Origin of the sequence: Variovorax sp. WS11, assembly GCF_010499245.1 — a bacterium.
Taxonomy (GTDB): domain Bacteria; phylum Pseudomonadota; class Gammaproteobacteria; order Burkholderiales; family Burkholderiaceae_C; genus Variovorax.
The window spans coordinates 106,810-126,089 of the sequence record NZ_JAAGOW010000004.1; the positions used below are offsets into that span (position 1 = coordinate 106,810).

The following is a 19,280-nucleotide window of genomic DNA, read 5'->3' on the forward strand; positions in this document are numbered from 1 at the left end:
ATTGTCGAATCGGCAGAATTTCATCCAGTGCTTCTTTCGTACATTTCTCGTCGCAATTCACAACACTAGGCAGACACGGCGCCGCGTGCCGCGGCCGGATTCCAGAGCCAGTCGAAGCAGCGGTACAGGTCTTCCGTGGTGCGTTCCTGCAACTGCTGCGTTCGCACTTCGGCGTCGGTCCCGCCGCAATGGTAGGTGTGCCATAGGGCGCGCGACTCGAGCTGCACGCGCGCGGTGCGCACAAAACGCTGGCGCTCGAAGGCCGCGAAGGCGCGCGCCGGGTCTTCGGGGTCTTTCGCCATGAGCGCGGTCAGCGCGGACGCGTCTTCCAGGGCCATCCCCGCACCCTGCGCGAGGGACTGCAGCGTGGCGTGAGCCGAGTCACCCAGCAGCGTCACGCAACCATCGGCCCACCGGCGCAGCGGGTTGCGGTCGGCGATCGCCCAGCGGCGCTCAAGGTTGACCACGGAGATCACGTCGCGTACTTCCGACTGGGCGCTGGCGGCGATGTCATCGATGTAGTTCCTATAGCCGTCGTTGTCGGTTGGCTCCAGGCCTGCGGGCACGCGGAACACGGCGACGATGTTCATCTCGGTGCGCTCACGCAGCGGGTAGTAGATGACGTGGAAACCGTCGCCTGTCCACATGGTGACGCCGGAGCGCTCTTGCAGGCTGACCGGCGCCTCGCGCATCGGCACGATAGTGCGGTGAGCGACGTACCCGGTGTCGCGCGAGGCATCTTCGGGATGCATCAGCGCGCGCAGGCGCGAACGCAGGCCATCGGCTGCAACCAGGGCGCAGCCCTCGATGCTTTCGCCAGCCTCGGTCTGCACCTGCACGGCGTCGGCGGTCTGCGTGTAGCCGCTCACGGTGGTAGCCTGGTTCAGGTCCACGTTGGGCAACTGGCGTACAGCCTTCAGCAGGATCTCATGCAGGTCCACGCGGTGGATGGCGATGTAGGGTGCGGGGTAGCGGCACTCGAAGTCCACGCCCTTGAGCGGCACGCGCACCAGCTTCTCGCCGGTGTAGGCGTCAAGCAAGAGCAGATCGTCCGGCAGGTAAGAGGCGCGGCGCACTTCGTCGCCCAGGCCAAGGCGCTCGAGCACGGGGAGCACGTTGGGGCCGATCTGCACGCCATAGCCGATGGGCGCGATCTCGGCAGATTGTTCAAGAAGCCGCACGCTGCGGCCCTGCTGGCCCAGGCCCAACGCGGTAGCCACTCCACCCAATCCGCCGCCGACGATGAGTACGGGTCGCGTCATTCGCAGGCCTCCAGTCCGTCATAGCCGCAGAACTTCATCAGGCCCTCGTCGGTGAGGGCGACGAGCACCGCATCTTCGCGCGCCGCATGCGCCACGCGCACGCCCAGCGGGGCCACGAACACGTCGCCAAAGGCCCAGTCAAAACGCTCTTCACCAACGGCGCTGGTGCCGCTACCCCTGAGCACGACGTAGATGGCATTGGCGTTGCGCCGGTAGGCGCCGCCCTGCCAGCCGGCGGCCCACTGGTGAATCTTGATCGTGATGGTGGGCATCAAACTGGAGGTGACGTCCACGGTCTTGCCGAAGAAGGAGGCATCGAGGCCGTCGGCGCTGGCCGCCGCAAGCCGACGCTCCATGTCGGCCCATTCGATGCGCATGGGCGAGTGGTCAACGCGCTCGGCGTTCCGCTCCCAGTGCTCGGGGTGGTCCTCCGACTTCATGGGCTCCAGCAGGTGCACGAGCGGGAGGTCCAGGCAGTCGAACCAGAATGCCTGCGCATCGCCATCATGTCCGTGGCCATGCCAGTGATTGCCAGGTGTCAGAACGATGTCACCGGTCTCCATCGGGTGCTGCTTGCCGTTGACCACCGAGTACGAACCGCGCGATTCGATGATCACGCGCAGCGCGTGGGACGAATGGCGATGCGCGCGCGCCTTCTCGCCTGGCAGGATCGACTGGTAGGCCCCCACGAGCGTGCGTGTGGTCGCGAAATCATTGCCTTCGATCGGGTTGCGCAGCACGAAGTTGCGCCGCTCAGCGAGGTCAGTGCCGATGACGCGGCCGGCCGCCAGCAGCGCCGGGCGAATCTCGGCGTAACGCCAATGCACCGGGACAAACTTAGAGAGAGGACTTTGCCACATCAGCGGCTGCTTGCGCGCGACCCAGCCAGGGGTGCAGTTCTGCGCATCAATGGCACGGACAAGTTCGTCCACGTTGCGGATCGCGTCGTAACGCGATGGGGGTGTTTCTAGGACTTCAGACATAGAGGTGATTCCTGTGTGAACGGGGTCCGGATCAAGTGGAAGCCAGTGCCTGGCCCACGCGCCGGTAGGCGTCCCGCGCGGCGAGGCGGCCGAAGATGCAGCCCTTGGCGAGCGACGATCCGCTCAGATAGGAGGCGCCGTGCAGACCACCCATGACCTCGCCTGTCGCGTAGAGGCCTGCGATCGGTTGATCGAACACGTCTAGCACGCGGGCCCCCGCGTCGGTGCGCAGGCCGCAGTAGGTCGAGTTGAGACCGGTGGTGCAGGCGATGCCGTAGAACGGCGCAGTCGAGAGCGTCGGCACGTTGCCGTAACCGGCCGTGAGGCAGTCACGGCCCATCTCGTCGCCACCCCGGCCTTCGGCCGCTGCGTTGTAGCGAGCCACGGTGACTTTCAGTGCCTCGGCCGGCAGGCCGAGTAGCCCGGCGAGTTCGTCGAGCGAGTCCGCGCGCTGGATCAGCCCGGCTTCGAGTGCCGAGTTGTAGTCGTCAACCGTGGGGAAGGGTGCGGACTGGTCCATGATGCGCTGGTCGAACACCTGCACGCCGATGCGGCCGGGCTGCTTCAGGCATTCCTCGCCGATCAGCTTGTACGACAGCGATTCGTTCACGAAGCGATGGCCATCCGTGTTCACGACGATGCCGCCCTTGTACATGGTGTGCACCAGGTGGGGCGCGATCTTTTCCTTGCCCGCGAGCGGCGCCATGGCGGGCGCCCCGAAGGTGCCTTTGGTGAAGCCCATGTCGACCAGGTCGGCGCCCAGCGCCCAGGCCATGCGCAGGCCGTCCCCCGTATTGCCTTCGCCCCCCATGGGTTTGGCGTCGGCCAGATGCGGCGCGAAGCGGGATACAAGCTCGCGGGAGCGCGAGAAACCGCCGGTCGCGATGACCACGCCACCCTGGGCCATCACGTGCTCGCCGTTCTCTAGTTCTACGCCGATGACCCGGCGCTCGGTGTCCTCGCCGCTGGTGAGCAACCGGCGCGCGCCCGCGTTGGCGCGGAACGTGCCGCCGGCATCGAGCAGCGCCTGATGCAACACGCGCAGCATATGCTTCGGATCCAGGCTGTGCAGGCGTGGCATTGACTGACCGCCGCTCAGCGTGACATTGTCAAAATCGAGGCCCAGGGACTCGAGCCACCGGTAGGCGTCGTACTGGTGCTCGGCGTAGGCATGCACCACCTGCGGGTCGTTGGCATGATGGCCGCAAGTGAGCAAGTCCTGTTCGAGCAGTTCGGGCGTATCGGCGATGCCCTTCTCTTTCTGCACACGGGTACCGGCGAAAGCAAAGGCCCCGCCGCACATGGCGGTGCTGCCGCCATAGGCCGGCATCTTCTCGAGCAACACCACGGATGCGCCAATGCGCGCCGCTTCGAGCGCCGCGCAGTGGCCGGCCATGCCGGCGCCGACCACGACCACGTCATGATGCAAGCTTGCGTTCTTCATTGCGATTCCTTCGTTAGTCAAGCTGGACGCCGAGCTGCTTGATGACGGCGCCCCAGGACTTGATGTCACCCTTGATCTGCGCGTCCATCTGCTCTGGCGACGCGACCAGCGGTGTGAGCGACTGGGCCGCGAGCAGCGCCGTCATCTCGTCGCCGCGCAGCACCGTGTTGATCTCTTCGTTGAGCTTGCGCACGATGGCCGGTGGCAGACCGCCCGGGCCGACAACGCCCATCCAGATCATCGGGATGTCGACGCCCATGATGCCTGCCTCGGTGAGCGTGGGCACGTCGGGCAGCGAGGGCACGCGGCTCTTGCCAACAATGGCCAGCGGCGTCAGGCGACCAGCCTTGATGAAGGGCGCTGAGCCTCCGACGTCGAACATGGCCGAATCCACGTCACCGGCGACCACCGATTGCGTCGCGGGCGCGGCGCCCGCAAACGGCACGTGCAGCACATCGATGCCCACCTTCGATTTCAGCAGCTCGGTCGCCAGCGTGTAGGGCTGTGCGGAGCCCGTCGAGGCATACGAAAGCTTTCCGGGGTTGGCCTTGGCACGCTCGATGTAAGCCTTCATCGACGTGATGCCGGTCTTGGGATTCACGAAGATCACGGTCTGGAATTCGGCCAGCAGAGAGATCGCCGTGTAGTCCTTGTGGGCGTCGTAGCCCAGCGGTCGCTTGTAGAGCGCCGGCAGCATCGACCACGGGGTGGTGACGCACAGGTAGAGCGTGTAGCCGTCCGGCTTGGCACCGGTGACGTACTGCGTCGCGATGAGACCGTTGCCGCCGGGCTTGTTGTCCACGATGACCGGCTGGCCGAGCCGCTTGGTGAGCCCCTGTCCCAGCACGCGGGCGGCGGCATCGAGTCCGCCGCCGGCGCTGAAGGGCACGACGATGCGGATCGGCTTGTCCGGGTAGGCCTGGGAGGCCTGGGACAGCGCGCCTGCGGAGGCGAGGGTCAGGGCTGCCGCCGTGAAGGCGCGCAGCAGGGAAATGCGAGAAATCATGGATGCGTCTCCGTTCGTTGTCGTGAAATGCCATCGATACGGCCGGTGTATTCGGGGGGTGCGTTAAGGGAGTGCGTGTGTCACCCGGCCGTCTCGGCGTTGCGGGCCCACCAGGCCGAGGCGTGGCGGCCGCCAAAGCGGCCCGTCTCGGCCGGTTGCAGAACATCGACTTTCAATGTGGCGTAGGGGCCGAGCCCCGCGCCCAGGATGAGATAGCGGATGACGTCGCCCAGCGGTTCGACGATGCGCGCGTTGCGCAGTGGTCCCATGTCCACGGGTGCGAGGCCGAGGTCGCGCGTGAGGGCAGCCACCGTGTCGCGCGCGCCGGCGTGGTCGGAGGCGATGAAGGCCGAGACCTTCTGAGCGCGCAGTTCGTCCACCGGCATCTCGAACAACTCCTGCGCCATGGTGTTGAAGCACTTCACGACCTGGGCGCTCGGGAGCCATGCCTGGAGCCTCTCAGCGAGGGACTGGGCAATCGGCGCGAAGTCGAATTTGCCTTCGGGGACCGGCCAGTTGTTCGGGTCGATGACCACCTTGCCGTCCAGCGCGGAGATGTCGCCGATCACCTGGGTGGGGTCCACATCGCGGACGCTGTAGAAAATCACATCGCCGAAGACGGCGGCCTCGCGATTGCTGCCCGCCTGCGCACGCGCTGCACCATTGGCCCGCGCCAGCTCGGCCGCATCGACGGCCGTCTGTGGATCGCGCGCGCCGAAGAACACTTCGTGCCCGTGAACCGCCCATCCGCATCCCAGAATGCGGCCCATGTTGCCCGTGCCCACAATGCCGATCTTCATCACTTCAGCCTCGTCTCAGAGCCGGTCGCCGCGCGGGAACAGCGTGAGCAGGCGGTACGAATCGTCCTGATCGTTCGGCTGGCTCAGCGCCATGCCGAAATGCCCGCGATAGAGCGAGTCGTCGACGGGGCGCTTCGTCACCCAATCGCGTACCACGCTGCGGTAGGAAATCTTCCACACGCCGTCGCGACACTCGTACCGGTTGAACGTGCGGCAAGCTGCAGTGGCTTCCGTCGCCGAGCCGTTCGCAGCACGCTCGCGATGGTAGGACAGGCGGTGCGTCTCGCCCTCGGCCTTGTCGCCATCGACGCGGTACCACTCGTTGAGCACATAGTGCGTCGTGAGTTCGTACTTGGGCAGAAGGTCCCGGAACACCCAATCGGCGAACTCCGTCGCACTGCCGCTGTACATGTCGCCGTGTTCCTCGATCGCATCCTCGAAGAAGATGGAGCGCAACAGCGCGGCGTCACGTCGATCCACGCCACGGCAGTAGGCCATCTCCAGTTCGTGAAGCCGATCCTTCACCAGCAACTCGCGCAGCTTCTCGTCAGTCGTTTTCGTCATGGGCTGTCTCCTTGTCCTGTTTGGTGGAAGTCGACCTGCATGGAACAAACCGTCCAGCTGGTTTGTAAGTGTGATGCATGAACCTCCCGACAGCATCAGGGTTTTCGATAGGTACGGCCCTCGAACCCTTCGCGCTTCGCGAGGAGACGCGTCTTTAATAGATAGGGCGAACGTCAGAACGCATGCCTGCCCCATTGCGGCGGGGACTACATGACCTCGCCCGGCGCGGCAGTCGCGCAGCACTCAGCGCACAGGGCGCGGCGGTCATGAGGCCGCTTGACATGGTCGGTGCGCCACCAGGTGCCGGGCAACCTGCCGCCGGCGCAATCGAGAAGATGGCAAGGAGCGCCGTTGCTCCCGCGATCAGCGGGAGCTGTTTGCCAAGATTTCGCGCTCCATTTGGACTGCTTCAACTGGCGACGACGACGCACGACTTCTCGCATCGGCGCTGCTTCAGACCTTGCTTGCCGCCTTGACTTGATCGATTCACTCCGTCCGCCAGCCGATCGACCGCAGAAGGACCGTTCTCCATGCGGGGTGCGAAAATCTTCTCATGATCAAGGATGCCGACGTTCGTCGGCCCGCCGCTGATGTGCTCGCGCAAGCGTTGCACGAACTTCCGCCACGCACGGCGGAAGCCTTGCGTGCGCTTGGACATCTCAAGTGTTGGGAAGACGGTGAACTTATCCTGCACAACGGATTGATGGCGAATTCCGTGTGTCTAATCCTGAGTGGTCAAGTGCGCATGGTGGCCAGCACGCCGGAGGGAGACGAGGTGTTCCTGCGCTGGTTCGGACCAGGCGAGTTTGCGGGTGTGGCTTCCGTTTTGGGGCGGATTCCTTTTCCATCGGATGCGATTGCGTCCGGCACCGTCGAGGCCGTTCAGCTCGATGCGTCCGAGTTCCGGCGCCATCTGGCTACTGATCCCGAAGGTGCGCTGGCGTTCGCCGCGAGAGTGAGCCACTTCGCCGCGGAGCTGGTGGCACTGCTGGCAGCCTTCACCTCAGGGAGCCTGGAGAAAAGGATCGTGAGTCTTCTGAGGCGTCTTGTAGCGCATCAGCCTGCACCGCTGCAGGGCGAGGGTGTCCGATTGACGCTCTCGCAGCAAGACATCGCGTACGCGATCGGCGCATCGCGCCAGCGGGTGAGCATGGAGCTCCAGAAGTTGGAGAAGAGCGGCTACATCAGGCTCGGCTATCGACATCTTGTGGTCCTGCGCGCGCTGAGCGGATAGCAAGCACACCCCGGTCGACGGGTGCCTGCCGGATTCGGTGCATACCCTCGAATTGTCGCAATAGTGCCGATCTTGATGCGCGCACAAATCTCTAATGCAGTTGCTGACGCAGATCAGCGCATGGAGACCACGTGAACACCGGATCGACCCCCCACGCACGGCAGAAATGCGGCACAGACGCTCGCCACTGGCACCGATGCGTCGCAGCATCGTTGCTCTCGGGTGCGGCGCTGCTTGCGCTCACGCCCGCCCATTCGCAGGTGCATGCAGGCTCCTATCCGTCGATGCCGATCCGCATCGTTCTTCCCACGCCGGCCGGTGGAACCCACGACGCCATGGCACGCCTCATCGGCCAGAGGTTGTCGCTGGCCCTGAAACAGCCCGTGGTCGTGGAGTCCAAGCCCGGTGCCACGGGCATGTTGGCCACCTCCTATGTGGCCAAGGCGCCGGCCGATGGCTACACGCTCCTGTTCGGGCAGGCTTCCGTTGTGCAGAACACAGTGCTTCGATCGCGGACTTCCTACCAGCTGCGCGATCTCGCCCCAGTTTCGCTCGTCGTGCTCTTTCCGGTGGCCCTCGCCGTCAAGGCGAACAGTCCCGTGAAGTCAGTCGCGGATCTCGTCGAGCTTTCGAAAGACCCGCAGCGCAACGTGAGCGTGGCTTCCTGGGGCACGGGTTCGACGGGCCACATCATCGTTGAAGCCATCAAGCAGCAGTCTGGTGCGAAGCTGACGCATGTCGCATACAAGGGCGAGGCCGAACCGTTCTCCGATCTGGTGGGCGGCGTCATCACGGCGGCAACGGGTTCGGCCGGCTACTACATTCCACAAAGCGACAAGACGCGGATCCTGGCGGTGTCGTCGACCAAGCGCTTGAAGAGCCTGCCTGACATTCCGACCTTCGAGCAGGCGGGATATTCGTCTGCCAACCTGTCGGGTTGGGGCGGCTTCTTTCTGCCCGCGAATACGCCAGCGCCGATCGTGGCGAAGCTGTCGCAAGAGATCCGGAAGATCGTTGCCGAGCCGGAGATCGCCGAAAGGATTCGCAGCTTCGACTTCGAGCCGGTCGGAAGCAGCAGCGAAGAGTTCGCCAAGTTCATTCAGCAGGACATCTCGAAATGGAGCGAGGTGGTCAAAAAGGGAAACCTTTCGCTGGACTGACTGCTGCACGCACGGTGCGGGAGTTCTCTCGCGCCCTGGCTGCGCCCTGCGGCCGTTTGAACCTCGCAGCGTTCGACCCCCTTGCCGCGCTGAGTTGACAGCTCGATGACGAGCTTGAGACCGCGGCATGCGTTGCCGCGTGCCTTGATAGCTCCAGCCCATCACCATCAAAAGAGAACGAAAAAAATGAAACGAACTTCGAGTTACGTCCCCCTTTGCAGGAATTTGTTTGTAGCGGCGCTTGGTCTAGGCAGTGAACTGATTGCCCACGCTCAGGCCAATGTCACGCTTTGGGGCATCGTCGACGTCAACGCACAGTACTTGCGCGCGGACGGCGGCAGCAGGCGCACCCTGCTGGGCAGCAGCGGCTTGAGCAGCAGTCAGTATGGCTTCAGAGCCCTCGAAGATCTCGGAGGCGGAATGACTGCATTTGCTTGGCTGGAGGGTGGGATCAATCCAGACGCCGGCACCGGCCGTGCGAGTAACGCGAACAACCAGACCTCCGGTGCAACCGCAGCGGGCATCCTCACCTTCGATCGCCGTTCCTACGTGGGCCTGGGTGGTCCATGGGGGCAGGTTCGCCTGGGCCGTGATTTCTCGCCTCACCACTACAACAATGTCTCCTTCGATCCGTTCGGCGGCCTCGGCGTCGGACGTGCCGGCAACCTCGCCTTCACCGCCGTCGACAGCGGCGTGATGCCCACTACCGTCGGGTTCAGCAATGGGATCAGCTACTGGCTCCCCGCTGGTCTCGGCGGCCTGTACGGGATGGCGGTCTACGCGGTAGGAGAGAACGCTTCAACCGCTCCGAATCCGGATGACGGCACGCTCAAGGGTGGCGGATCGGGTGGCATCCGGGCCCATCAATGTCGCTGTCGGCGCATCGCGAACGACGTACGCATCCACCGCGAGCACAGGCAGCTATCGGCATGCGAATGTCGGCGCGTCGTACTCGACGCAGCTGATCACCTTTTTCGGGCTTTTCAACCAGGTGACCGTGGATCTGACTGGTGGGACGATTCGGAAGAACACATCCACGGTGGGCGCGCATGTGTCGATCGTCCCTGCAGGCGTCCTCCGGCTCAGCTATTCCAGACTCGCGGACCACAGCAGCGCCTCGCTCTTGAACGCGGATGGAAGCGCCCGCAGCAGCAATGCAGCGAGCCAGTGGGCCCTCGGCTATGTGCACAACCTGTCCAAGCGCACGGCGCTCTATGGCACTTACTCGCGATTGAGCAACCGGGGCAAGGCTGCCTACACGGTCTCCGGTGCGCCGACGCCAATCGCGAGTCGTGGGGCCAGGGGAATTGAGGCAGGCGTACGACATCAGTTCTGACACGCCTTGACAAGCGGCTGATGGGCCAGATCGGTGACCGAACCCATGTAGACCTTGTGACCGTAGGCCACTTCAAAGACTGCCCTTCAACCGAACCGGAGACATCCATGGGCCTGCTGCGTTCCATTACCAGAACCACACTGATTGCACTGATCGCCACCGTGCTGACATTTTCCGACGCGACCGCGCAGGCTGACTTCCCGTCGAAGCCGATCACCGTCTTGGTGGCAGCGCCACCCGGAGGGCCCAGTGACGTCACCACACGAATCGTGGCGCAGCGACTTGCCACGCGGCTCGGCAGATCCGTGGTGGTGGAGAACCGGCCGGGCGCATCCGGATTCATCGTCATGCAGCAACTGGCTCGTTCCGCGGCAGATGGCCATACCCTGGCCCTCAGCAGCCTCGTCTACCACATCCTCAACCCTGCCCTCTACAAGGAGAAGCTGCCTTACGACCCGGAGCGGGACTTCGTTCCCGTTGCGCTGCTCGCCCGTGTTCCTTACATCCTGGTGGCCGCACCGGGCTTGCCGGCCAATGACGTGAAGGAGTTCATCGCCCTCGCCAAGAAGAATCCAGGAAAGTTCAACTATGGCCTGCCAGGTGGGAGCGGGAACACTTCGCACATCCTGATGGAAATGCTCAAGAAGGCTGCGGACATCGACATCGTCCCGGTGCCTTACCAGGGAGACGCCCCCGCTTTGATGGCCGTGATGAGCAACCAGGTGGAGGTCGCCTTCACCACGCCCTTGGGAGCAACCTCGCTGATCAAGGCCGGGAAATTGAAGCTGCTCGGCACCGCCACGGCGGAGAGGCTTTCGACGTTTCCGAATACGAAGACGTTCGCGCAGCAGGGCCTTCCTGCGCTCGAGTCGAGCACCTGGTTCAGCTTTATTGCCCCGGCCGGAACGCCGCGGGCGGTCCTGGAGCGACTCAACGCAGAAATTGACCAGATCCTGCAGTTGCCCGAGGTAGAAAAACAACTGCAAGATCTCGGCTCGGTGCCTGCAGGCGGATCTCTCGAAGCGACGCAGGCCTTCATGCGCGCCGAGAGGCCTCGCTGGACCCGCCGCGTGGAAGACTCCGGCGCGAAGATCGAGTAATCCCGAGTTGGGAGCACCGGCTGCTACATCTGCGTGGCCAAAGTGTCGGAGAGTGCGCGGGCGTGCCGATGCAACGCACGGCTGACCTTGCTGGTCGGGCGGTCGTCGAACTGACCGACCAAGCCGAGCGTGGAAAGCGCGCCGACCAGACGGCCGCGGCCTCCGAACACGGGCGCCGCGGCCCCAGCGATGCTGGGCGTGCGAACGCCCGACGCGTGCGCGCCGCCTTGCTGACGCGTCTCCTGACGGATCGCCACCAGCTTTTTGAGCGGAAGCGCTTTCTGCGGCAACGCTGCCAGAGCAGGCTTCAACTCCTCGTCCGGCAACCACGCAAGAAAAATGTCGGTCGTCGGCGAGTTCAGGAGCGGCAGAACCGTTCCGAGACGCATGCTCACGCCGAGCGCCTCCTTGCTCTCTTCGAGGTGACGCACCACGGCTCCACGGGTGCTCCACACCGAGAAGGCTGTGGCATGTCCGACCTCGTCGCGCAGGGCGCGAACCGCGTCGGCAACGAGATGCGCGGTGCCCGTGCGGGCGAGGGCCGTCAGGCCGAGCTGGAGGGAAAAGCTGCCCAGGCCATAGCGCATGCCGCCTCTCTCGCGCTCCAGCAATCCACTGCGTACAAGGCTGACCAGGTAGTGGTAGGCCTTGCTGGACGAAAAGCCGACCGCGTCGGCGATCTCCTTGAGCAGCAGCGGCTCGGGGCTCGCCTCGATCGTCCTGACCAGGTTCACTGCGATCTCGACGGACGCAATGCCCTTGGGACCGATCATCTCCAACTCTTCCGGTTGCACTTCAGTCACATGAATCTCCGGTGATAAACAAACCGATGCGAAGCTTGATTTTAAGAATGATAAATGCATTGAGTAATGTTGCAACCATGCCTAGCATTGAATCAACAACCAATTGCCCAATGCAAGGAGATCACCCATGACCCCTTCGACACCGTTCCTGCGCAATGCCTGGTATGCAGCCCTTTGGGGCGAGCGGCTTGAGCAGGGCAAACTGAGCGCCTGCACGATATTGAACGAACCGTTGGTGATGTACCGCCGCGAGGACGGCGGCATCGCGGTGCTGAGAGACATCTGCCCACACCGGTTTGCGCCGCTTCACCTCGGAAAGCTGCTGCCAGGCGATCGCGTTCAGTGCGGCTACCACGGCCTGGAGTTCGCGTCCTCAGGCGCCTGCGCCCATAACCCGCACGGCTCTGGCCGCATCCCGCCGACGTGCAAAGTGGCCGCGTTCCCGGCGGTGGAGCGCCATACGATGATCTGGGTGTGGATGGGCGATCAGGCTGCCGACCCGTCATTGATTCCAGACTACTCGTTTCTTGACAGTGGATCGGGGTACGACATTTGCCGCCGCGATTTCATCAGGGTCGATGCGAACTTTCGCCGGGTAGCCGACAACCTGCTCGACCTGAGCCACTCCCCGTTCCTGCATGACGGGGTCATCGGCGGTGCGGAAACGATCAAGGCCGACGTCACCGTCGAGCAGGAGGGCACGACGGTTCGCGTTCATCGGCCCAAGTTCAACGTCCGACCGACCGGCCTGCTCGATCGCATCTATCGCAAAGACGGCGAACGCGTCGACGTCTGGTCCACGCAGAAGTGGACCCCGCCTTGCTATCTGCTCAATGATTCAGGCGCCTATCCCCCCGGTGGTTCACGTGAGGACGGAGCAGGCGTGCTGGGAGCGCACCTGCTCACCCCAGAGACGGAAAACACCACGCTTTATCACTTCGCTGCCGCTCGGCAAGGGGTCCTCCTGGATGTCGAGGAAGACCAACAAGAATTCAAGGACTGGTTGTCTGCTGCGCGCCGGCATGCCTTCGAGGAGCAAGACGAGCCGATGGTGCGCGCCGTCGCGCAGATGATGCATCGCCATCCCGCGTTCACCGGGCGCCCGGTGCTGCTCGAGACCGACGCCGGTCCGGTTCGTTGCAACCGGATCCTCGACGAGTTGATCCGGGCGGAAACTGCCCGACAGGAGATCCCTGCTGTGGCTGCTCACTCGGGCAAGACAGCGGTTGAGGCCGCAGGTCTTCCTCAAAGCCTTGCGCAGACTGAAATCAGGAAATGAGCAATTCCATGAGTGCAAAAACATCTGTCCTTGTAGTTGGCGGCGGTCCGGTTGGTCTGGCACTTGCAGGCGACCTGGGCTGGCGCGGTATCGACTGCCGGCTCATCGAGAGGGGCGATGGCCGCGTCTCGCAGCCCAAAATGGACATGGTCGGTATCCGGTCGATGGAGTTCTGCCGCCGCTGGGGCATCGTCCCGTGGGTCGAAGCTGCCGGCTACAACCGCGACTATCCCCAGGACTGCGCGTGGGTGACGGATCTGAACGGCTACGCGTTCGGCCGCGAAGTGTTTCCCTCGCCGCGCGCTGAAAAGCCCCCCGTGCACAGTCCGCAGAAGCGAGAACGGTGCCCGCAGAACTTCTTCGACCCTGTCCTGAAGCGCTTCGCTTCCAGCCATCCGACGGTCAGTCTGAGCTATGACACCGAGCTCGTCGCGTTCGAGGATCTGGGCGATGCGGTCGAAGTGCAGCTGCGCAACACCCGCACGGGAGATATCGAACCCTTCACTGCCGACTACGTGGTCGGCTGCGACGGCGGTGCCAGCACCGTTCGTCATGCCCTGGGCATCGAGATGGAGGGGGAGCCGGTGCTGACCCACACCACCAATGTCATCTTCCGATGCGAGGGGCTCGAAAAGCTTCACAAGATGGAGCCCGCTTATCGCTACATCTTCATCGGGCCCGAAGGTACCTGGGCCACGTTGGTGGCCATCAACGGACGGGACGAATGGCGGTTTTCACTGGTCGGGGATTCGCAGAAGAGAACACTGACGGAAGAAGAGGCGCGCGCCGCCATCGTCCGAGCCGTGGGACGTCCTTTCGCGTTCGAGGTGCTCTCCATGTTGCCATGGGTGCGGCGGCAGTTGGTGGCGAAGGAGTACGGCAAGGGCCGCGTCTTTATCGCGGGCGATGCCGCGCACCTGACCTCTCCCACCGGCGGCTTCGGAATGAATACCGGTATCCTGGACGTCGTAAACCTCTCCTGGAAACTGGCGGCCATGGTGGAGGGCTGGGGTGGTGCCAACCTGCTGCCGACCTACGAGTGCGAACAGTTTCCGGTGGCGGTACGCAACGTGGGCGAGTCCAGCGAGAACCTGCGGCGGATGCTCTCGCCGCGCGTCCTCCGGCCGGACCCGGCCGTGTTCGACACCGACGCTCCGGACATGGAAGCCGCACGGCGCGAATATGGCCAGCGATACACCGAAATGATGCGCCGGGAATGGTTCTCCATCGGCGTGCATCTGGGCTACGTGTACGAGGGCTCGCCGATCGTGATCCCCGACGGCACGCCGCGTCCACCATTGCAGGTGTCGAGCTACACGCCGACTGCGCGTCCTGGGTCACGCGCACCGCACGTGTGGCTGGAAGAGGGCAAGTCCATCCTCGACCTTTTCGGCCGCGGCTTCGTGCTGCTTCGCTTCGGGCCGAACGCTCCGGACGCTGCGCCGCTCGAGGAGGCGGCGACCGCGGCCGGCCTGCCCCTGCAGCGCATCGATATCGCCAGCGAGGAAGCGGCTCGCCTCTACGAGCGCTGCCTGGTGCTGGTGCGGCCTGACGGACAGGTGGCCTGGCGGGGCGATGCCCTCCCCAACGACTGCTTCCATCTGGTCGACCGAATCCGCGGCGCCACCAACGAGCCCTTGCCGGAGAAGAGCAACGTCGCGGTGCTCGCAGAGGCTTAATCGTGAATGGACACGGACCGAGCATGGGGACTCGGAGGCTCTAACGCCGCCGGGCGCCTCCCCGGTGCATCTTTTTTCCTGAATGAATGTACGCTGCTATGAAACTTGCCTCTTTCGATGACTTCCGTATCGGTGTGGTGGACGGCGACGTGGTGTACGACATCACGCCGCTCCTGCCCGCGGCCCTCGATCTGCTGCCGCGTCAGCGCATGAACTGGCTGCTCGGCAACTGGGATTCGATGTCCGCGCGGGTGGCTGGCTACCGCGCAGCAGCGCAGGCAACGCCGTGGTCCGCCACCAGGTTGCTTGCGCCGAACCCGGCGCCTCCACATATCTTCGCTGCGCCTGCCAACTACCGTAAGCATTTGGGTGAACTCGGGTCCCGCACGGTCACCAAGCCGGGACGCACGGCGCGCGAACAGGGCTTCTTTCTCAAGGCGCCCGGATCTTTGGTTGGCGCCGGCGAGGCGATTCTGGTGCCGCAAGCTTCGAGCCGTCGCTTCGATCACGAGTCTGAGTTGGCAGTGATCATCGGGCGCGGTGGACGAAACATCCCGCGTGCGAATGCGATGGAGCACGTGTTCGGCTACACCTGCCTCATCGATGCGACCATGCGCATCGAGAAAGACGTCGCCGAGGAGGAGCGCTCGATGCGCAAGTCCTTCGAAGGCTTTACGCCCATGGGGCCCTGGATCGTGACGGCCGACGAGGTGCCGGATCCGGGCCAGTTGCGCAACCGGCTGTGGGTCAATGGCGAACTCAGGCAAGAGGCCAACACCGCTGAGATGATCGTTGGGGTCGCCGAGCTGATCGAGCTGGTTTCATCGGTACTGTGGCTACAGCCGGGCGACGTGATTGCATCCGGAACACCCGAGGGCGTGGGACCGTTCCGGGCGGGTGACGAACTGCGCATCGAGATCGATTCCGTCGGCGCGATGACGATCCCGGTGCGCGAGTGCGATGCGCGTGCGCCTCGCCCGTTCTGACGGAAGACAGCATGTCACGCTATCCAGCCGCCTTCATTCGCGGAGGTACCAGCAAGGCGCTGGTGTTCCACGCCCGGGATTTGCCTGCGGCCCGGGCCGAGTGGGACGACATCTTCTTGCGCGCCATGGGCTCCCCCGATCGCTATGGCCGCCAGCTCAATGGCATGGGGGGCGGTGTGTCTTCGCTGTCCAAGGTGTGCGTGGTGCAGCGTTCGAGCCGGCCCGATGCGGATGTCGACTACACCTTTGCGCAGGTACAGGTGCAGGAGGCGAGCGTCGACTACAGCGGCAACTGCGGCAACATGTCTTCGGCCATCGGGCCGTTCGCGATCGAAGAAGGCGTGCTCCCGCCGCCTCCCGACGGCGCGACGACGGTACGCATTCACAACACCAACACCGGCAAGGTGATACACGCGACTTTTACGGTCAAGAACGCAAGACCCGTGGAACTGGGCGATCTCGCGATCCCTGGCGTCGCTGGCACGGGCGCTCCGGTTCGCCTGGATTTTCTGGAGCCGGGCGGCGCTTCTACGGGCCGGCTGCTGCCCGACGGCAGCGCGGCGACGAGCGTGCTCCATATTCCGCGCGTTGGTGGTGTGGCGGCATCGCTCGTGGACGCTGCGAATGCCTGTGTGTTTATCAGCGCCGCGAGCTTGGGACTGAGTGGCGCTGAATCGGCTGATGTGCTCAGTGGCACGCCAGAACTCCAGAAGACCATGCAGAACCTTCGTCATGCAGGCTCCGTCGCGATGGGCATCGCTCCTTGCCTCGAAGCCGCGGCGGCCATTCGCATGATTCCGCTGATCGCGATCGTCAGCCCGCCGCAAGACACGTTCACCCAGGACGGGCGGCGCGTCCTGGCGGCCGATTGCGATCTCGTCGTTCGCATGGTTTCCAATGGACAGTGGCATCGCGCCTTGCCGCTGACCGGGGCGCTCTGTACGGCCGTCGCCATGCAGATCGATGGCAGCGTCCCGGCGGCGCTCGCAGCGCCGGCGCGAGATCCCGACGCCTTGCGCATTGCCATGCCGTCGGGCGTGCTGACCGTTGCCGCCGATGTCGTGCGCTCGGCAGATGGCTGGCGGGCCGTGTCCGGTTCATTTTTCCGTACCGCGCGACGCCTCTTTGACGGACACGTCTACGCGTGAATTCGCACGCCCTGCAGCGGGCTGTGGATTCCTTTGATCCAGTCTCGATGCCGAACGCCAGGCACTGGTGCGCAAGGCGATTTGCGATGAACTTGAAGGCCGCTTCTAGAGCCTTGGCCGATCAGTCTGCACCTTCTTCGCGGTCATAGCCGAGCGCCTGCAGCGCGGGCAGATCGTTGACCTGGAACAGCATGGCCTCTTCGGTGCCGCCGCGGTGGCGGTGCCACGCCCACGGTGCGATCGCCATGAAGTCGCCCGCGCGCCATTCGAAGTGCTGGTCGCCCACAGTGGTGGAGCCGTTGCCGCGCATCACGTAATAGAGCTTGCTGCCGGTGTGGCGGCGCGCGCGTCCCACGAAGCCAGGTCGGATCAACTGCAGTGTCTGTGCAAGGGTGCGCAGTGCCGGTCCACCGTCCACCGGGTTCCGGTATTCGAGGATGACGTCATCGAAGGGATCGGGAGGCAGCCCGGCTGCTTGGCGCACCGCGTTCTGCGCCATGTTGGCAGTGTAGGGAAGCAGTGGATTGGCCGAAGCCGACCGCAAACCGGGCGGACCCATTAAGCCGCTGCCGAAGCGGCGGAATCCATCGTCGGGGACGGACTTGACCGGTTGCTCCGCCTGCGGGAAGGGCTCGAAGAAGGTCGCCCTCAACATGTGCATCAGCGACAGGTCCAGCACGTCCAACCAGATCATCGGTTCGGCGCCCAGGTGAACGTGGTCGTGGAAGGCCCACGCCGGAGTCAGCACCAAGTCGCCCTCGCTCATCGGATACCTTTCCCCGCCGACATTGGTCCACGCGCCTGCGCCGTGCATGATGAAACGCAGCGCATTGGCAGAGTGCCGATGGGCGGTGGCCACCTCGCCCGGATTGATCACCTGGATGGAGGCCCAGAAGGTGTGCGTGGTGCCTCGAGGCAGTCCGGGATTGTGAAGGCGCAGCGTCCTTCGCGGCCCGTCGGCAGCGAGCGCCACCTCGCGGCCCAATCGATCCAGCAGCGGTGCAAGATCGCTCCAGCGCCAATGGACCGACTGCATGTCGACCTTCGGATCGCGCGTGAACACTGGCGGATCGTCCGGCTGGTGCACCCGGCAGTTATATCGCTCGAGATCGGCCTGCAAGCGCCGGCGCGCAGCGAGGTCTTCGGGCGTGATGCTCTCGTTGATTGACATGGTGGGGCTCCGTTCAGATGTCGAGCACCAGCAGCGGCGTCTTGGAACGCGAGCAGCAGGGCAGGAACTGGTCGTTGGCTTCTCTTTCGTCCGAGGTCAGATAGCTGTCCCGGTGGTCGGGCAAGCCGCGCAGCACACGCGTGAGACAGGTACCGCACACGCCTTGCTCACAGGATGTGGGTAGCTCCACGCCCGCTGCGACAAGTGCTTGGGCGACAGTCGCGTGTGCGGCGACGTGGACGACTCGTCCCGAGCGGGCGAGCTGGACATCGAAACTGGAGTCCGCCGCGGTTTTGACTGCTTCGCCCGTGAAGAACTCATAGTGAAGTTGGGTTTCGGGCCAGCCCCTGTCTCGGGCAGCCTGCAGGACGCCATCCATGAAGCCCCTGGGTCCGCACACGTACAGCTGCACTCCATCCTGCGGCTGGGCCAGGAGCCTATCGAGATCGAGCTTTTGCGAAGGTGCGCCATCGTCCAGATGAAAGGTGACATTCGCCGCGAACGCGGCAGTGGCAATGCGCTCTCGAAAAGCCATGCGTTCCGCTGACCGGGCGCAGTAATGCATCTCGAATTCGTCCTCGGCCACGGCAAGGCGCTCCACCATGCACAGGATCGGCGTCACGCCGATGCCGCCCGCAAGGAGCAGGGAACGGCGAGCGTTCCCCTTCAGCGGGAAGTGGTTCTTGGGCGCGCTAATGGTCAGCGTGTCCCCTTCATTCACGAGCTCATGCATGGCGCGGGAACCGCCGCGGCCGTTGCCGTCCCGGAGGACTGCGATGAGGTAGCGGTGCGGTTCCGAGGGGTCGTTGCACAAAGAGTACTGGCGCACGAGCCCGCCAGGCAGGTGCACATCGACGTGCGCGCCGGCAGAGAAGGAGGGCAACGGTTCGCTCCCCGTGGGGACGAGTTCGAAACTGGCGATGTCCACTGCCTCTCGAATCCTACGGGCAACACGAACGCTCAACGTTGCGGTGTTCATGGCACGCGGGTCCCGGCGAGCTGTGAACGGACCCCTCTGCGAAGGTCAGGGGCGGCGATCGCGCAATCGTTCTTCACCCTGTTGTTCGCACTGATCAGAAACTTCAAAGTCGTCGCCTCATTCGCACATGGAGAGCTGTTGTCCGGGGGAGGGGGTTCGCTCGACAGCCTGATCAGATCGTGCCAATGAATTGCACAACGATCAATCCATTCAATACTGTTAAATGGCTGGCATTTCCGAGCCGTGGCCGAAGCGGATTTCATGACGCAATTGGAAAGTCGCAGTGCATTGCCGAACGCAACCATTGCGACAATCCGGGGGTATGCCCGAGGGCCGCCGTGAGGGC

Annotated in this window: 17 protein-coding genes and 1 pseudogene; 9 read left to right on the top strand and 9 right to left on the bottom strand. The window is 64.2% G+C overall.

The genetic code is table 11. From position 1 onward, the window contains the following. Positions 1 to 65 precede the first annotated feature (65 nt). From GXN78_RS29800 to GXN78_RS29825, 6 genes are all read right to left on the bottom strand, one after another. Entirely contained in the window at positions 66 to 1,262 is a 1,197-nt protein-coding gene (locus tag GXN78_RS29800) for an FAD-dependent monooxygenase (RefSeq protein ID WP_106559131.1), read from the bottom strand. Continuing rightward, positions 1,259 to 2,245 (bottom strand): cupin domain-containing protein, encoded by a 987-nt coding sequence (locus GXN78_RS29805; protein ID WP_106559130.1) that lies wholly within the window; start codon positions 2,243 to 2,245, stop codon positions 1,259 to 1,261. The genes GXN78_RS29800 and GXN78_RS29805 overlap by 4 nt, the downstream gene beginning before the upstream one ends. 31 nt (positions 2,246 to 2,276) lie before the next feature. Further along, positions 2,277 to 3,662 carry an FAD-dependent oxidoreductase gene (locus tag GXN78_RS29810; protein ID WP_164255881.1) on the bottom strand — a complete coding sequence of 462 codons (1,386 nt, stop codon included), beginning with the start codon at positions 3,660 to 3,662 and terminating at the stop codon, positions 2,277 to 2,279. Between the two features lie 40 nt (positions 3,663 to 3,702). Further along, positions 3,703 to 4,695 (bottom strand): tripartite tricarboxylate transporter substrate binding protein, encoded by a 993-nt coding sequence (locus GXN78_RS29815; RefSeq protein ID WP_106559128.1) that lies wholly within the window; start codon positions 4,693 to 4,695, stop codon positions 3,703 to 3,705. Between the two features lie 80 nt (positions 4,696 to 4,775). Next, on the bottom strand, positions 4,776 to 5,495 hold the full coding sequence (locus GXN78_RS29820; RefSeq protein ID WP_106559127.1) for an NAD(P)-binding domain-containing protein: 720 nt from the start codon (positions 5,493 to 5,495) through the stop codon (positions 4,776 to 4,778). Positions 5,496 to 5,510: 15 nt separating this feature from the next. Beyond that, positions 5,511 to 6,059 carry a nuclear transport factor 2 family protein gene (locus GXN78_RS29825; protein ID WP_106559126.1) on the bottom strand — a complete coding sequence of 183 codons (549 nt, stop codon included), beginning with the start codon at positions 6,057 to 6,059 and terminating at the stop codon, positions 5,511 to 5,513. Between the two features lie 553 nt (positions 6,060 to 6,612). Between GXN78_RS29825 and GXN78_RS29830 the strand changes: the two genes are divergently transcribed. The 5 genes and pseudogenes from GXN78_RS29830 (at position 6,613) to GXN78_RS29845 (ending at position 10,889) form a co-directional block, all read left to right on the top strand. Next, the gene (locus tag GXN78_RS29830) at positions 6,613 to 7,293 is read left to right on the top strand and encodes a Crp/Fnr family transcriptional regulator (RefSeq protein ID WP_106559125.1); all 681 of its coding nucleotides are present in this window, start codon (positions 6,613 to 6,615) and stop codon (positions 7,291 to 7,293) included. A gap of 284 nt (positions 7,294 to 7,577) precedes the next feature. Continuing rightward, on the top strand, positions 7,578 to 8,453 hold the full coding sequence (locus GXN78_RS29835) for a tripartite tricarboxylate transporter substrate binding protein (protein ID WP_164255884.1): 876 nt from the start codon (positions 7,578 to 7,580) through the stop codon (positions 8,451 to 8,453). 186 nt (positions 8,454 to 8,639) lie between these two features. Then, positions 8,640 to 9,206 (top strand): annotated as a pseudogene (locus tag GXN78_RS42050) (porin); the annotation flags it as partial. A gap of 64 nt (positions 9,207 to 9,270) precedes the next feature. Next, complete coding sequence (locus GXN78_RS42055; protein WP_275407625.1) at positions 9,271 to 9,789, top strand: porin; 519 nt, start codon at positions 9,271 to 9,273, stop codon at positions 9,787 to 9,789. A 107-nt stretch (positions 9,790 to 9,896) separates the two neighbouring features. After that, positions 9,897 to 10,889 (top strand): tripartite tricarboxylate transporter substrate binding protein, encoded by a 993-nt coding sequence (locus GXN78_RS29845; RefSeq protein WP_164255886.1) that lies wholly within the window; start codon positions 9,897 to 9,899, stop codon positions 10,887 to 10,889. A gap of 23 nt (positions 10,890 to 10,912) precedes the next feature. Here GXN78_RS29845 and GXN78_RS29850 read toward each other — a convergent pair whose 3' ends face one another. Beyond that, positions 10,913 to 11,662 (bottom strand): IclR family transcriptional regulator, encoded by a 750-nt coding sequence (locus tag GXN78_RS29850; protein ID WP_164255888.1) that lies wholly within the window; start codon positions 11,660 to 11,662, stop codon positions 10,913 to 10,915. A 157-nt stretch (positions 11,663 to 11,819) separates the two neighbouring features. Here GXN78_RS29850 and GXN78_RS29855 point away from each other — a divergent pair, with 157 nt between their 5' ends. The 4 genes from GXN78_RS29855 to GXN78_RS29870 all read left to right on the top strand — a co-directional run bounded on the left by GXN78_RS29855 (position 11,820) and on the right by GXN78_RS29870 (position 16,784). Beyond that, on the top strand, positions 11,820 to 12,971 hold the full coding sequence (locus tag GXN78_RS29855) for an aromatic ring-hydroxylating dioxygenase subunit alpha (RefSeq protein ID WP_106559120.1): 1,152 nt from the start codon (positions 11,820 to 11,822) through the stop codon (positions 12,969 to 12,971). Next, on the top strand, positions 12,968 to 14,650 hold the full coding sequence (locus GXN78_RS29860) for an FAD-dependent oxidoreductase (protein ID WP_106559119.1): 1,683 nt from the start codon (positions 12,968 to 12,970) through the stop codon (positions 14,648 to 14,650). Before GXN78_RS29855 ends, GXN78_RS29860 begins: the two co-directional genes overlap by 4 nt. Positions 14,651 to 14,748: 98 nt before the next feature. Then, a complete protein-coding gene (locus tag GXN78_RS29865; RefSeq protein WP_164255890.1) occupies positions 14,749 to 15,636 on the top strand; it encodes a fumarylacetoacetate hydrolase family protein in 888 nt (295 codons plus the stop codon). An 11-nt stretch (positions 15,637 to 15,647) separates the two neighbouring features. Continuing rightward, a complete protein-coding gene (locus GXN78_RS29870; protein WP_106559117.1) occupies positions 15,648 to 16,784 on the top strand; it encodes a PrpF domain-containing protein in 1,137 nt (378 codons plus the stop codon). Between the two features lie 121 nt (positions 16,785 to 16,905). Here GXN78_RS29870 and GXN78_RS29875 read toward each other — a convergent pair whose 3' ends face one another. Together GXN78_RS29875 and GXN78_RS29880 are read right to left on the bottom strand one after the other, a co-directional pair. Beyond that, positions 16,906 to 17,904, bottom strand: coding sequence for a cupin domain-containing protein (locus GXN78_RS29875; RefSeq protein ID WP_239143017.1), 999 nt, complete (start codon positions 17,902 to 17,904; stop codon positions 16,906 to 16,908). A gap of 64 nt (positions 17,905 to 17,968) precedes the next feature. After that, positions 17,969 to 18,934 carry a PDR/VanB family oxidoreductase gene (locus tag GXN78_RS29880; protein WP_106559115.1) on the bottom strand — a complete coding sequence of 322 codons (966 nt, stop codon included), beginning with the start codon at positions 18,932 to 18,934 and terminating at the stop codon, positions 17,969 to 17,971. Between the last annotated feature and the right edge of the window lie 346 nt (positions 18,935 to 19,280).

Excerpts from the sequence above, each read along its gene's own strand:
- GXN78_RS29800 (WP_106559131.1), bottom strand. The coding sequence starts at position 1,262 with ATGACGCGACCCGTACTCATCGTCGGCGGCGGATTGGGTGGAGTGGCT.
- GXN78_RS29805 (WP_106559130.1), bottom strand. The coding sequence starts at position 2,245 with ATGTCTGAAGTCCTAGAAACACCCCCATCGCGTTACGACGCGATCCGC.
- GXN78_RS29815 (WP_106559128.1), bottom strand. The coding sequence starts at position 4,695 with ATGATTTCTCGCATTTCCCTGCTGCGCGCCTTCACGGCGGCAGCCCTG.
- GXN78_RS29820 (WP_106559127.1), bottom strand. The coding sequence starts at position 5,495 with ATGAAGATCGGCATTGTGGGCACGGGCAACATGGGCCGCATTCTGGGA.
- GXN78_RS29825 (WP_106559126.1), bottom strand. The coding sequence starts at position 6,059 with ATGACGAAAACGACTGACGAGAAGCTGCGCGAGTTGCTGGTGAAGGAT.
- GXN78_RS29830 (WP_106559125.1), top strand. The coding sequence starts at position 6,613 with ATGATCAAGGATGCCGACGTTCGTCGGCCCGCCGCTGATGTGCTCGCG.
- GXN78_RS29835 (WP_164255884.1), top strand. The coding sequence starts at position 7,578 with ATGCCGATCCGCATCGTTCTTCCCACGCCGGCCGGTGGAACCCACGAC.
- GXN78_RS42055 (WP_275407625.1), top strand. The coding sequence starts at position 9,271 with ATGACGGCACGCTCAAGGGTGGCGGATCGGGTGGCATCCGGGCCCATC.
- GXN78_RS29845 (WP_164255886.1), top strand. The coding sequence starts at position 9,897 with ATGGGCCTGCTGCGTTCCATTACCAGAACCACACTGATTGCACTGATC.
- GXN78_RS29850 (WP_164255888.1), bottom strand. The coding sequence starts at position 11,662 with ATGATCGGTCCCAAGGGCATTGCGTCCGTCGAGATCGCAGTGAACCTG.
- GXN78_RS29855 (WP_106559120.1), top strand. The coding sequence starts at position 11,820 with ATGACCCCTTCGACACCGTTCCTGCGCAATGCCTGGTATGCAGCCCTT.
- GXN78_RS29860 (WP_106559119.1), top strand. The coding sequence starts at position 12,968 with ATGAGCAATTCCATGAGTGCAAAAACATCTGTCCTTGTAGTTGGCGGC.
- GXN78_RS29865 (WP_164255890.1), top strand. The coding sequence starts at position 14,749 with ATGAAACTTGCCTCTTTCGATGACTTCCGTATCGGTGTGGTGGACGGC.
- GXN78_RS29870 (WP_106559117.1), top strand. The coding sequence starts at position 15,648 with ATGTCACGCTATCCAGCCGCCTTCATTCGCGGAGGTACCAGCAAGGCG.
- GXN78_RS29880 (WP_106559115.1), bottom strand. The coding sequence starts at position 18,934 with ATGAACACCGCAACGTTGAGCGTTCGTGTTGCCCGTAGGATTCGAGAG.